Source organism: Croceicoccus mobilis (assembly GCF_001661965.1).
Classification (GTDB): Bacteria; Pseudomonadota; Alphaproteobacteria; order Sphingomonadales; family Sphingomonadaceae; genus Croceicoccus; species Croceicoccus mobilis.
Map to the genome: position 1 here is coordinate 148,407 of NZ_LYWZ01000027.1, position 13,060 is coordinate 161,466.

Genomic DNA, 13,060 nt, shown 5'->3' on the forward strand with positions numbered 1-13,060 from the left:
CGTCAGTGAAAGTCGCGAGACTTGGGAATGATCCTGACATCGCGCGGATGCCTGCCTTGAAACCCGCATTCGCGGTTGCCCGCTGGCGGCGGCTCCCACGGATCGATCGGCGGTTTCGCGGAATCGGGATGGGCTCCGTCCGGCGCGCTGTCATGCGGATCGTCGCGGCGGTAGGGATCGTCCGCGCCGCTGCGCAGATCGTCGCGCGGGTTGAATTTGTCGGGCAGCGGGCTTTGCACATGATCGGCCCGCGCCATGGGCGTGGGGATCATGTCTTCGGACAGGGCGTGGAGGGAGGAGTTGGCGTCGCTCATGTGCTGGACGATCACGTGGACGACATCGTCGTCATACTCAACCCGGCCGCGCACCTCCATCAACCGCGCGCCCATCACGACCTTGCGGTATTTCTCCTTCAGATGCGGCCAGACCACCAGGTTGATAACGCCCGTTTCGTCCTCCAGCGTGATGAAGCACACGCCCTTGGCGCTGCCGGGGCGCTGGCGGATCAGCACCACGCCCGACACCTGCACGTTCGAGCGGTATTTGCGGCTGCGCAGATCGCAGGCGCGGATGAAGCCGCGTTCCGCCAATCCGGCGCGCAGGAAGGCCATGGGATGCGCCTTTAGCGACAGGCGCATGGTCTGGTAATCGGCGACCACCTCTTCGGACAGCGGCATGGCGGGCAGAGCGGCAGGGCTGGCCTCCGCTCCCTCGTCGCGTGCCCGTGCGGCTTCGAACAGGGGCAGCGGCGGGGCCGACACGATGGAGCGCGCATCCCAAAGCGCCTGCCTGCGCGTCAGCTGCATCGAGCCGAAGGCATCAGCGCTCGCCAGCCGCTCTATATGCGCGGCGGGGATGCCGGATCTCTCGCGCAGGGCGGCGACGTCGGGGAACGCGCCATTGCCCTCGCGCCCATAATCCTCTCTGGCCGCGATCAGGCGAGCGGCGACATGTTCGGGCAGGCCATCCACCTGCCTGAGGCCAAGGCGCAGCGCCACCGTATCGCCGCTGACGGGTTCCAGCGTGCAGTCCCATTCCGACCGGTTCACATCCGCCGGTCGCACCTCCACCCCATGCTCCGCCGCATCGCGCACGATCTGCGCGGGCGCGTAGAAGCCCATCGGCTGCGAATTGAGCAAAGCGCAGGCAAAGGCCGCCGGGTAATGGCATTTCAGCCAGCTCGACACATAGACCAGATGCGCGAAGCTGGCCGCGTGGCTTTCGGGAAAGCCATATTCGCCAAAGCCGCGGATCTGGTTGAAACAGCGCTGCGCGAAGTCGCGGTCATAGCCGCGGTCGACCATGCGCTCGACCATCATGTCCTGCAGTTCATCGACCATCCCGCGGCTACGGAACGTGGCCATGGCCTTCCGCAACCGGTTCGCCTCGGCACTGGAGAATTTCGCCGCATCCAGCGCGATCTTCATCGCCTGCTCCTGAAAGATCGGCACACCCAAGGTACGGCCAAGGATGCTGGAGAGTTCATCCGGAGGCCCATGCGCAGGCCCCGGCGCGGGGATCTCCACCCGCTCCTCCCCCCGGCGGCGTTTGAGATAGGGGTGCACCATGTCCCCCTGGATCGGGCCGGGGCGCACGATGGCGACCTGAATCACAAGGTCATAGAATTCGCGAGGGCGCAGGCGCGGCAGCATGTTCATCTGCGCCCGGCTCTCCACCTGAAACACGCCCAGTGAATCGCCCCGCCGCAGCATGGCATAGGTCTCGGCGTCTTCGCGCGGCACGGTGGCGAGTGTCATCGCGCGGCCATGATGGTCCGCCACCTCGTCGAGGCATTTCCTGATACAGGTCAGCATGCCCAGCGCCAGCACGTCGACCTTGAGAATGCCCAAGGCCTCGATGTCGTCCTTGTCCCACTCGATAAAGCTGCGGTCGGGCATGGCGCCATTGCCGATGGGCACGGTCTCGGTCAGCGCGCCCTGCGTCAGGATGAAGCCGCCCACATGCTGCGACAAATGCCGGGGCATGCCGATCATCTGCTGCGTCAGCTTCAGTACGCGGCGCAGATGCGGATCGGTGATGTCCATGCCGGTCTCGGCGACATGCGCCTCCCCGATCTCCCGCCCCCAGCCGCCCCAGACGGTGCCCGCCAGTTTCGCGGTCACGTCTTCGGAAAGGCCCATCGCCTTCCCCACCTCGCGGATTGCCATGCGCGGGCGGTAATGGATGACGGTGGCGCATAGCCCGGCGCGGTGGCGGCCGTATTTCTCGTATATGTGCTGGATCACCTCCTCGCGCCGTTCGTGTTCGAAATCGACGTCGATATCGGGCGGCTCCTTGCGCTCTTCGGAGATGAAGCGGTCGAACAGCAGGGCATGGCGGGCCGGGTCGACGGCGGTGATCTCAAGGCAATAGCAGACCGCCGAATTGGCCGCGCTCCCGCGCCCCTGGCACAAGATCGGCGGATCGACTGAACGCGCGAATTGCACAATGTCGTGGATCGTCAGGAAATAGCGCGCAAGGTCGAGCTTCTCGATCAGCGCCAGCTCGCGCTGCAACGTCGCGCGGATGCTGTCGGGTAAGCCGCTGGGATAGCGCCTGTCCGCCCCCTCCCATGTCAGGATTTCCAGATGCTGCTGCGGGGTGCGGCCCTCGGGGTAGATCTCTTCGGGATATTCATAGCGCAATTCGTTGAGGCTGAAGGCGCAGCGGTCGGCCAGATCGCGCGCGGCGCGGATCGCGTGGGGCCAGCGCGCGAAGAGGCGCACCATTTCCTCGGGCGCCTTCAGATGCCGCTCGGCATTGGCGTGGAGGAGGTGGCCCGCCTTGGCCACGGTGGTCTTGTGCCGGATCGCGGTCATCACGTCCTGCAGCGGGCGGCGGTCGGGCGCGTGATAATGCACATCGTTGGTGGCAAGGATCGACAGCCCATGCTGCCGCGCCATCCGGTCGAGCCGCGCGATGCGGGCAATGTCGTCGCCGCGATAGAGATAGCTCGCCGCGACATGGCGCATCGATGGCAGCATGGCGGCGAGATGCGGCAGCAGATCGGGGAAGCCGACGCTCTGCTCGACCGGTTCGGGGGCGCTGCCGTCAAAGGGTATGACATTGCCCGGCAGGCTGGCGATGAAGCGCGCATCCAGATCGGCGGGTGCGATGAGGATCAGGTTCAGCACGCCGCCACCATTATCCGCCGCATGCTCTGCCAGCATGGCAAGGTCGATCTCACACACGCCCTTGTCCTGCCAGTCGCCCGACAGCGTCTGCATCCGCCCCCGGCTGATCAGCCGCGACAAGCGGCCATAGGCCCCGCGCGTTTCGGGATAGGCAAGGAAGGCGAGCCCCTCCACCGTCTCGATCCGTGCCCCGATCACGGGTTTGAGGCGCAATGTCTCTGCCTCGCTATGCACGCGCACCACGCCGGCAAGACTGTTGGCGTCAGCGATCCCCAGCGCGTCATAGCCAAGGCTGCGCGCCGTCATCACCATGTCCACCGCATCCGACGCCCCGCGCAGGAAGCTGAAGCAGGAGACGAGGCCAAGCTCGACAAAAGCCGCACGCGGCGGCGCGCCGCCTAGTTCGGGCGCATCGGGATCAAGCTCGATCCGGCGGCGATCAGGGGTAAGCGGGGCATCAGGCATGGGCGCACCGGTTCAGCCCTGCGCCCGGACATATGCACAGATGTCCCCATGTTCTGCCGCCCTCTCCACAGCGCCGCCCACAGCATTGCGCACAGGATTGTCCACAGCACATCCACAGCGGGCCATCACGCCAGCTCCCTCAGCCGAGCGGCCACGGCGGCGAGATCGGCGTCGAACAGCCGCGTTTGTTCCTCGCGCCCCATGCCTTCCAGCCGCAGCAGATAGGATGGATGCGCGGTTACCCAAAGCTCGCTCCCATCCTCCAGCGGGATCGGTGCCCCGCGTGCCTTGGTGATGGAAACGGTCTTGCCCAGCATCGCCCTCGCCGCGCTTGCGCCCATGGCCAGCACCAGTTTCGGTTTCACGATGGCGCGTTCGGATTCCACCCACCAGCGGCAGGTGTCGATCTCTTTCGCGCTGGGGTTCTGATGCAGGCGGCGCTTGCCGCGCTGAACATATTTGAAATGCTTCACCGCATTGGTCAGGTATGCCGCGCCCCGGTCGATCCCGGCCTTTTCCAGATGCACGTTCAGCAATTGCCCCGCCGGGCCGACAAAGGCGCGGCGCTGCATATCCTCATTATCGCCGGGCTGTTCGCCCACGATCATCAAGGGCGCATCCTGCGGTCCCTCGCCCATAACCGCATTCGTGTGTAGCTCCGCGATCAGGCAGCGGGCGCAGGTCTCGATCGCCTTTGCCACGGCCTCCAGCGTTTCGGGCCGCTCGGGCTCCTCCATCGCGCCTGCTGCCACCATCGCGGCCTCACGCGCCTGCGCGCCTGCGACCAGCTCGGGGATGAGCTGCGCCTCGGGCATGTTCTTCCAATATTTGCGCGGCATCTCCTTCAGCATCGCGCCGATCTTCAGCCGCGCGGGGTTGAAGATGGAGGCGTAATAGCTGCGCCACAGCTCCTCGGTCGGGTCGCCGTTCGGGGCATCGGCCTTGGTCGCGCCCGGCCCTTCGCGCAGGGTTTCGCCATCCCAGTGCAGGCTGCCCGCCGGGGTCAGGATCGACCAGCGCATATTGGCGAACCGCCGGGTGAAGAACCCCGCATTATGCCGCAATATGTGATGGAACGGTTCGAACCACGCCACGAAATACTCGCCTTCCTCAGTCTCCACTTCGCGGAAACGCAGGAAGGCGCGCATCTTGTGGATGTCGCGGCGCACGGCGCGGGCCATGTCGGCCATGGCGCGCACATCGGCATCGGCGCTATCCTCGATCAGGCGAGGTTTCGACTGCAATCGCCACAGCACGCGATAAAGCAGCCCGAAGCGGTCCGGGTCCGAATGCATGATGACAGTCTTGGCAATCTCCATGAAGCGGCGAGAGACACGCGGCTGCGGTGCCTCCCGGTCGGGCACGGGCAAGCGGCGATCACCATGGGTGAACAGATCGCCCCCGCTGCCGCCCGGTTCGGTCCACGCGATACGGTCGGGCGGGACATCGGCCATCACCATGCAGCGCGCATGGTCCCGCCATTCGGCGAAATCATCGGGGGCTGCCATGGGCACCACGTGATAGGCGCCCAGCCTGACATGCTGCAGAGCTGTCATGCCGCAAACAGCTCCAGTTGGCGGTTCGCATCGGGCGCGACGATGTTCTTCAGATCGGCACGGTCGGTCAGCAGCACCGGCCGCCAGTCCGCCGTCACGATAAAGGGCTTCAGCTTCGTCACCGACACGGTCAGCTTCGCCACATCGTCCAGCCGCAGCACCCGGTGCCGCCGCGCTGAAACTATCTGCGCCACGCCCCGCGTCCCCAGCCCCGGCACGCGCAGCAGCGCCTCTTTCGGTGCGCGGTTCACATCGACCGGAAAACTTTCGCGAAACTTCAGCGCCCAGGCGAGCTTCGGGTCGATGTCGAGCGGCAGCATCCCATCGCTATCCGCCGCCTGCGCCACCTCCGCCGGGGAATAGCCATAGAACCGCATCAGCCAGTCCGACTGATACAGCCGGTGTTCGCGGATCAGCGGCGGGCGTTTCAGCGGCAGCACCGCGCTGGCATCGGGGATGGGCGAAAAGGCGGAATAATAGACCCGCCGTAGCCGGTGCCGCCCGTAAAGCGCGCTCGCCCGCGTCACGATCTGCGCGTCATTCGCGCCGTCCGCGCCCACGATCATCTGCGTCGACTGGCCCGCGGGCGCATATCTGGGCGCATGGCGGAAACGCTTCTTCGCGTCCTTCGCCTCGGTGATGGCGTCCTTCATCGTCAGCATCGCGCCATCGATCACGCCCGCGTTCTTGTCGGGTGCCAGCCGGTGCAGCCCGGCATCGGTCGGCAGTTCGACATTGATCGACACGCGGTCGGCATAAAGCCCCGCGCGCCGCACGATCTCGGGGTCCGCCTCGGGGATGGTCTTCAAATGGATATAGCCGCGAAAATCATGCTCCTCGCGCAGGATGCGCGCGGTTTCGACCAGCTGCTCCATCGTGTGGTCGCTGCTGCGGATGATGCCCGACGACAGGAACAGCCCCTCGATATAATTGCGCTTGTAAAAGGCCAGCGTCAGATCCGCGACCTCCTGCGGAGTGAACCGCGCGCGTTCGACGTTCGAGCTTTTGCGGTTGATGCAGTAATGGCAGTCGAACACGCAATGGTTGGTCAGCAGCAGTTTCAGCAAAGAGATACACCGCCCATCGGGCGCATAGGCATGGCAGATGCCCATCCCCTCGGTGCTGCCGATGCCCTTGCCGCTGCGGCTATCGCGCTTGCTCGTCCCCGATGACGCACAAGACGCATCATATTTGGCGGCATCCGCCAATATCTTCAGCCGGTCGAGAACGGGTTTCTGTGCCATGGATGCGACTCCTCTTTGTTCCTTATATGTTCTCACGGGCTCCTTGGCCAGAGGGGAAAGGGATTCGCAGGTGATTCTTGGCGGTGAAATGCGGCAAAAGGGCAGCATGGTTCGATCGTGGAAGTTTCGGGCGCGGACGAGACCGAAAATGACCGGAAATCGCATCGTCCGTTCGCCAAAAGCATGATGGCGTTAACCAAAGATTTGCTGGCTTTCCGTTAGGATTCCCGCGATATTCAAAGAAACGCAGCGTCGTCGGAAACCACGCTGGCTTTGAACGTTTCCCCAGGATCGCAACAAAGAGATAGCACGGAAGGCCTCCGTGTGTGGGCGGCGGGGCGCAAGCCTCGTCGCCCTTCGCTTTTCAGCGCTCCTCGCGATCCGCAGCGCCATCGTGGCTCGCTTCGATCTCTGGCTTCACCTGCGCATGGGCGAGGAAAGCGAACAATCCTGCCCCTCCTACCAGATTACCGAGCGCAGCGGGCAGCAGGAAGCCGAAGATCCCTTCTGTCGGCGTGATCGTGCCATTGAGCATCACCACCCACATCTCGGCCGACCCGACGACGCTATGCGCGATATTGGCCATCGCCATCATCCAGGTGACGGCCACGATGATGAAGATCTCCTGCCCCTTCAGATTCGTCATCGACCAGACCAGTGCGGCCAGCATGAAGCCTGCCGGGATTCCCAGCGCAAAGGGCGCCTTCATGTAATGGCCGATGGCCATGGCCGAATGGTGCTGCACCTCGGCGGCGATTTCGGCTTGGTGGGCAAGGTCGAACTGGATGAACAGGCCGAACAGGAACGTGCCGATCAGATTGCCGCCAAAGACGATGGCCCACAGCCGCAATGTGCGCAGCGTATTGCTGACGCATGGCGTGGTGAGCGCGGGCAGAAATGCCGTCACCGTGCTTTCGGTGAACAGCTGCATGCGCCCCGCGATCACCAGCACGAACCCCAGCGCATAGCCGAGCGAGGTCCACACAGGCGCCAGCGGCGCATCACCCAGCTTCAACGCGATGATCGCCATGGCATAGGGCGACAGCCCGATCACGAATCCCGCCCCGATAGCTGACCACGTCAGCGACCAGAAGGGGCGCTCCAGCTCCTCGATCCCGCGCTGGCGCACGATCTCGTGCACCAGCCTCGCGCTCGGCACCTCGTTGCGGCGCACGAGCGAACGGTCCTGCCGCGACAGGTCCTCCAGTTCGGCATCGCTGCTTTCGGTTTCGGGCTGGTCGGTTTGGGCATGGGATGGGCGGGGATCGCCCGCGGTTTCGCGCGTCATGCCGCAATAACCCGCGGGGGTTGGGTTTGTGCCCGGGCGGATTGTTCGGCTATCCGGAGGCGGATGATAGAACCGATCAGCGCAAGGCTCGACGATAGCGGAGCCGTTCTTTGCCCGGAAGCGATAGCGCCATGGCTTGCCGGGATTGAGACGGCCCTGTCATCCTTGCCCGAGGAGCAGGCAGGAACGCGCATTCATGGGATCGAGCCCTTGCGCGAGATGCTGGCGCCCACCGGGTGCATCGGTTCGCCGGCGGCAGCCATTCTTGGCAGGAACGCAAGAGCCGTGCGGGCCATTCTCTTCAACAAGTCCGCCGCGACGAACTGGTCGCTCGGCTGGCATCAGGACAGGACGATCTGCGTGCGGGCACGACGCGATACGCCAGGGTTCGGGCCATGGACGGTCAAACAGGGACTTCACCATGTCGCCCCGCCCTTCGACCTGCTTACGCGGATGGTGACGCTGCGCGTGCATCTCGACGATGTGCCGGCGGATAATGCGCCGCTGCTGGTCGCCCCCGGATCGCACCGCATGGGCAGGATCGCGGTGGACGAGATCGATGCTGTCGTCAGTCGCTGCGGGACCATGGCCTGCCTTGCCCGGGCAGGAGACATTTGGATCTATTCCACACCGATCCTGCATGCGTCCGAAGCAGCAGCCGCGCCGCGAAACAGGCGCGTCCTGCAGGTGGATTACGCGGCAGACGAACTGCCCGGCGATCTGGAGTGGCTCGGCGCCTGACCCATCACGCGAACACCCCTTGCAAGAACCAGTCGGGCGCGCCGCCGCGGCCGTCGCCGATGATGCCGAGGCGGTAGATCCAGTAGCGGCGGCCCTCCCCGTCCTCGATCCGGTAATAGTCGCGCAGGCGCGCTGCGCCCTTTTCGCGCCACCATTCGGGCGCGATGCGTTCGGGCCCTTCGGCGCGCGCGACATCGTGCAGCGCGCCGCGCCAGCGGAAACGCTGGGGTAGGCCGTCGGGCGTGGCGTAAAGCACCGCGATGGGCTCGGCCTTGTCCAGCAGTTTGAGGGGCCGTGCGTGAAAGGCGAAGCCGTGCTGGACGGCGGGCGCTGTTTCCATCGGCGGCTGCCAGCGCTGGGCGCGTTCGGGAACGTGGCTGGCGTGCATGACCGGGCGGCGCACCGCCTGCTGCCCCAGCCGGATCGTCAGCCGGTCGACGCAGCCGGCAAGGCTGGTGCCATGCTCTGCGGCAGAGGCGTCGAGATCGGTCTGCTCCAGCCCCAATGGCTCGGCCCAGCGGGCGGTGAGGCGCGCCATTTCGATGCCAAGGCCCGCATCGATATTGGCGATGCGCTCGGCAAACAGGCGGCAGACATGGGCAGCGTCGCGGGTCGCGGCGGCCAGTTCCAGCGTGCGGGTCTGGATCTCGCCATCCACGCGCCAGCAGGCCAGCTCCAGCCGCCTTGCGCCCTCGCCCCGGCCCTCCAGCTCGCGCATCATCGCCGCCGCCAGATCACCCAGCACGGTTTCAAGGAGCGTGAGGTGCCGGATCGGCTCCATCAGCCGCAGCTGCACCATGGCGGGCGGATGTTCGATCACCGGCAGCATGGGTTCGGGGACAAGCCCGATCAGCTGGTCGCGCCGCATCAGCGGGTTCGCCATGGCCGACCGGCGATTGCGGAACCGGCGCGAGATCGCATCGCGCCCGATGCCATCAAGATCGCCCAGCCGCTTCAGCCCCAGCCGCCGCAAGACCAGCAGCACGTCATCGTCCAGCCGCAGCGCGCCCACCGGCAATTGCGCCAGCCTTTCGGCAATATCGTCGCCTTCGGGCAGGATCACCCCGCCCATGCCCCGCGCCGCCGACCCGTAATGCGCCAGCGCCCATGCCGCCCCTGCCGTGGGCGCGATGGCAAGGCGCACGGTCAGCCCGCGCCGCGCGAAGATGCGCGCGGCATCGTCCAGCAGCCGCTCCTCTCCGCCAAAGAGATGCGCCGCGCCGGTGATGTCGACGATGACCCCGTCGGGCGGGTCCAATGCGCTCCACGGTCCCCAGCGCTGCGACCAGACGGCAAGCCGTTCGAGGAAGGCGAGATCGCCCGCCGGATCGGCAGGTTCTATCCTGAGCGCGGGGCAGATGGCGCGCGCGTCGGCCAGCATGGTGCCGATGCGCACGCCAGCCGCTTGTGCCGCCAGCGTAGTCGCGGCGATGCGGGGGCCATGCGCGGTCTCGGTGATGAGGGCGAGGGTCGGGTCGCCCTCATCCCTGTCATTAGCCTCCCCAGCCTCAGCCTGGAGCGCCTTAGCCCGGAGCCAGCGATCAATCGCCAGTCGCGCGCACCATATCGCCAGCACCCGGCGTTTCGGGGTGCTCGCCATGGTCCGCGCGGCTGGCATGCAGGGTGTGCCCGCCATCGCGTCCTCCCGTTGCCATCTCCGGCCTGATCCACCATGCGCCGGGGCGAAGGCCCCGCGCCCGGAACAGTTCCGCCCGCCAATTGGGCGTGCCCGGCGCCTCTGCGTTCCATGGCGAAGGCTCGGACGCCGCCGATTGCACCTCCCACCGCATGCGGGCCGCGCCCAGATCGCGCCGCGCATCTACCCGCACCAGCCATAAAGGCACGCGGTGCCGTTCGGCCGCCAGCACCAGCCGGCGCGATGCGGTGAAATCCAGCGCACGCGGATTGCCCGCGATCTCTCCGATCACAAAGGCAAGGTCGCGGCAGCGCACCCCTTCCTCCAATGCAAAAAGCGCGTCCTCGGGCGTCTTGACCGCGACATGCACCATGCGGTGGGCCAGATCCCTTGGCAGGCCCGGCACGTATGGCCGCCCGCCCGCGCGGATCGCACCCGCATCCTGCACCCAGAGGAAGGCGCGCTCGTCGCTCTCTTCGGTCAGCCCGCGCTCTGCCAGCGGCCTTGGCGCAGAGCGGGCCAGCGCCACGGCCAGCGCCGCCCCCGCCCCGTCGCGCCCGCTGGCGAATATCTCCCCCGCGCCGCGAAAGCCGGTGGCGGGGCTCCATTCACGAGCATCGCCTTCTCCATCCCCCCCCCCATCCAACCAGCGTGCACCGGCAAGATCGGAGGCCTGAAACAGGCCTTCCGGCAGGTCGGCGCTGAGGTCGGCAGGGGCTGTCAGCTCAGTCATGGAAAGCCTCTCATGCGGGGTCGAATTGGGGTCGAATCGAGAATCGGAACGATCTTTGTTCTTATTATGTTCCATCCCTCGCGTCCATCGCGCCATCCCCCGCAAACTTTGGAACAGAGTGCGCGCGTGGTCCGTTGGTTTGATGAAGACATACAAGAAGAGGACAGCCCCGATGACCGACCACGATGAAAAAACGCACGAGATCAAGGACAAGTTCTGGCACGAACTCGCGGAATCGCCCTTCGTGATGCTCCAACTCGACAATGATCCCGACAGCGCCGCCCCCATGACCGCGCAATTGGACAAGGATGCCAATCACGCGATTTGGTTCTTCACCTCGCGCGACAATCACTTCGCGAAAATGGGCCTCGCCACCGTCACCTTCTCCAGCAAGGGCCATGACATCTTCGCCCGCTTCCACGGCATGCTGACCGAGGAAACGAGCAAGGAACGGCTCGACAAGGAATGGTCGAACGCGGTCGAGGCATGGTTCCCCGGCGGCAAGGACGATCCGAACCTGCTGATGCTGCGCATGGATCTGGGCAAGGCCTCGATCTGGCACGCCGATCTCGGCCTTGGCAATGTGGTCAAGATGCTGCTGGGCAAAAACGTGCGCGACGACGTTAAGGACAAGCACGTCGAAACCGCGCTGTAAGCCACGACGACCCGAAAAGCGAAAGGGCCGCCTCCCCACCGGGAAGCGGCCCTTTTCTCATGGCCTGCAGGTAAGATCAGGAAGTAGGAAGCAGCCCCGGAAACAGGCCGAACACCACGATCAGCAGCACCGCCAGCGGCGCGATCCATGCCATGATCAGGCGATAGAGCATGAGCGTGCCGGCCGACAGGCCCGTCTCCGCCTCAACCAGCCGGCGATCGGCGCGCCAGCCGATGAAAAGCGACACGCCCAGCGCAGCCAGCGGCAGCATGACCTTACCCGTGATGCCGTCGATGGAATCAAGGATGTCGCTATCGGCAAAAATGCCCCAGAACCACAAGGGGCGAACATCGGACAGCACATTATATCCCAGCGCGCACAGCAAGCCGACGCACCATGCGAGCCCGCCGACCAGCAGCGCGGCATGCAGGCGCTTTAGCTTGAAGCGGTCGATCACCCACGCGACCGGACCTTCCAGCAGCGAGATCGAGCTGGTGAGCGCGGCGAAAAAGATCAGCACGAAGAACAGCATGCCGACCCACGAGCCGCCCGGCATCTGCGCGAATGCGACCGGCAGCGACTGGAACACCAGCACCGGCCCCGCCGCGGGATCGAGCCCGACCGCGAACACGATGGGGAAGATCATCAGCCCGGCAAGGATCGCAACGCCCGTATCGGCAAAGGCGATCATGGTCGCTGTCGGCGCCAGCTTCACGTCATTGCCGACATAGGAGCCATAGGTGATCAGCGCCGCCGACCCCAGGGAGAGCGAGAACAGTGCCTGTCCCAGCGCCTCGTTCATGGCGGTGGGCGTGAGAAGGGAGAAATCCGGCGTGAAGAGAAAGCTCACCGCCTCGGCGAATGCGCCGGTGAACGCGCCATAGATCGTGATCAGCACCAGCAGCACGAAAAACGCGGGCATCAGCGTGCCCGCCGCCTTTTCGATGCCGTCATGCACGCCATTCGCAACGATGAACACGGTGATCGCCATAAATGCGGTGTGCATGAGGATGAGTTCGAGCGGGTTGCCGAACAATTCCCCCATGCGTCCGGTAATCATGTCCTGCGTCTCACCCTGAAAGGCGGTGCCGAACGGAGCGCCCGCCTGAAAGGAGGAGACGATGTCGCCCAGCATCACGAACACGTAATGGATCGTCCAGCCAGCGACGACCGAATAGAAGGAAAGGATGAGGAAGGCGGCGAGGATCTCCATCCCGCCGAAGAGCGACCATTTGCGCGATACGCCCGATTTTTCCGCGACGGCGGCAATCGATCCGGCAGCGTCGCTGCGGCCCGAACGGCCGATCATCACCTCGGACAGCACCAGCGGCAGGCCGATCAGGAAAACGCAGGCGATATAGACGATGACAAAGGCCCCGCCCCCGTTTTCACCCGCGAGCGTCGGGAAGCGCCAGATATTGCCCAGGCCGACCGCCGCGCCGATTGCCGCCAGCACGAAGGCGGAGCGTGAGGACCAACCCTGCTCCCCAGCCTGTCCCGTCGATCCCGCCATCCAACTCTCTCCGTTTCACTTGCAACTGAATGCGCCGTTATACTGGCGAAATTTGCGCTGGAAAGGGCCGCTTTCCACAATCAACGATCGTTACC

General features: G+C 65.3%; 9 protein-coding genes. 2 read left to right on the forward strand and 7 right to left on the reverse strand.

What is annotated here, in order from left to right; all coding sequences use genetic code 11:
• Nucleotides 1–2: 2 nt before the first annotated feature.
• The 4 genes from A9D13_RS17115 to A9D13_RS17130 all read right to left on the reverse strand — a co-directional run bounded on the left by A9D13_RS17115 (nucleotide 3) and on the right by A9D13_RS17130 (nucleotide 7,687).
• Nucleotides 3–3,599 carry an error-prone DNA polymerase gene (locus A9D13_RS17115; protein ID WP_066776440.1) on the reverse strand — a complete coding sequence of 1,199 codons (3,597 nt, stop codon included), beginning with the start codon at nucleotides 3,597–3,599 and terminating at the stop codon, nucleotides 3–5.
• A gap of 125 nt (nucleotides 3,600–3,724) precedes the next feature.
• The gene (locus A9D13_RS17120) at nucleotides 3,725–5,155 is read right to left on the reverse strand and encodes a UdgX family uracil-DNA binding protein (RefSeq protein WP_066776451.1); all 1,431 of its coding nucleotides are present in this window, start codon (nucleotides 5,153–5,155) and stop codon (nucleotides 3,725–3,727) included.
• Complete coding sequence (locus A9D13_RS17125) at nucleotides 5,152–6,399, reverse strand: putative DNA modification/repair radical SAM protein (RefSeq protein ID WP_066776454.1); 1,248 nt, start codon at nucleotides 6,397–6,399, stop codon at nucleotides 5,152–5,154. Before A9D13_RS17125 ends, A9D13_RS17120 begins: the two co-directional genes overlap by 4 nt.
• 364 nt (nucleotides 6,400–6,763) lie before the next feature.
• Nucleotides 6,764–7,687, reverse strand: coding sequence for a formate/nitrite transporter family protein (locus A9D13_RS17130; protein ID WP_082922519.1), 924 nt, complete (start codon nucleotides 7,685–7,687; stop codon nucleotides 6,764–6,766).
• Nucleotides 7,688–7,750: 63 nt separating this feature from the next.
• Between A9D13_RS17130 and A9D13_RS17135 the strand changes: the two genes are divergently transcribed.
• Nucleotides 7,751–8,428, forward strand: a complete 678-nt coding sequence (locus A9D13_RS17135) for a phytanoyl-CoA dioxygenase family protein (RefSeq protein WP_066776457.1) — start codon at nucleotides 7,751–7,753, stop codon at nucleotides 8,426–8,428.
• Nucleotides 8,429–8,432: 4 nt separating this feature from the next.
• Here A9D13_RS17135 and A9D13_RS17140 read toward each other — a convergent pair whose 3' ends face one another.
• Both A9D13_RS17140 and A9D13_RS20990 read right to left on the reverse strand, forming a co-directional pair.
• Nucleotides 8,433–10,064 (reverse strand): DUF6504 family protein, encoded by a 1,632-nt coding sequence (locus A9D13_RS17140; protein ID WP_373288743.1) that lies wholly within the window; start codon nucleotides 10,062–10,064, stop codon nucleotides 8,433–8,435.
• Nucleotides 9,970–10,797, reverse strand: a complete 828-nt coding sequence (locus A9D13_RS20990; protein WP_188713464.1) for a hypothetical protein — start codon at nucleotides 10,795–10,797, stop codon at nucleotides 9,970–9,972. Before A9D13_RS20990 ends, A9D13_RS17140 begins: the two co-directional genes overlap by 95 nt.
• A gap of 172 nt (nucleotides 10,798–10,969) precedes the next feature.
• Here A9D13_RS20990 and A9D13_RS17150 point away from each other — a divergent pair, with 172 nt between their 5' ends.
• Complete coding sequence (locus tag A9D13_RS17150) at nucleotides 10,970–11,452, forward strand: pyridoxamine 5'-phosphate oxidase family protein (RefSeq protein ID WP_066776462.1); 483 nt, start codon at nucleotides 10,970–10,972, stop codon at nucleotides 11,450–11,452.
• 76 nt (nucleotides 11,453–11,528) lie between these two features.
• Here A9D13_RS17150 and A9D13_RS17155 read toward each other — a convergent pair whose 3' ends face one another.
• On the reverse strand, nucleotides 11,529–12,965 hold the full coding sequence (locus A9D13_RS17155; protein ID WP_066776465.1) for a sodium-dependent transporter: 1,437 nt from the start codon (nucleotides 12,963–12,965) through the stop codon (nucleotides 11,529–11,531).
• Nucleotides 12,966–13,060: the final 95 nt, after the last annotated feature.

Coding starts and splice junctions, on each gene's coding strand:
- A9D13_RS17150 (WP_066776462.1), top strand. CDS start 10,970: ATGACCGACCACGATGAAAAAACGCACGAGATCAAGGACAAGTTCTGG.
- A9D13_RS17120 (WP_066776451.1), bottom strand. CDS start 5,155: ATGACAGCTCTGCAGCATGTCAGGCTGGGCGCCTATCACGTGGTGCCC.
- A9D13_RS17125 (WP_066776454.1), bottom strand. CDS start 6,399: ATGGCACAGAAACCCGTTCTCGACCGGCTGAAGATATTGGCGGATGCC.
- A9D13_RS17135 (WP_066776457.1), top strand. CDS start 7,751: ATGATAGAACCGATCAGCGCAAGGCTCGACGATAGCGGAGCCGTTCTT.
- A9D13_RS17155 (WP_066776465.1), bottom strand. CDS start 12,965: ATGGCGGGATCGACGGGACAGGCTGGGGAGCAGGGTTGGTCCTCACGC.
- A9D13_RS17130 (WP_082922519.1), bottom strand. CDS start 7,687: ATGACGCGCGAAACCGCGGGCGATCCCCGCCCATCCCATGCCCAAACC.
- A9D13_RS20990 (WP_188713464.1), bottom strand. CDS start 10,797: ATGACTGAGCTGACAGCCCCTGCCGACCTCAGCGCCGACCTGCCGGAA.
- A9D13_RS17115 (WP_066776440.1), bottom strand. CDS start 3,599: ATGCCTGATGCCCCGCTTACCCCTGATCGCCGCCGGATCGAGCTTGAT.
- A9D13_RS17140 (WP_373288743.1), bottom strand. CDS start 10,064: ATGGCGGGCACACCCTGCATGCCAGCCGCGCGGACCATGGCGAGCACC.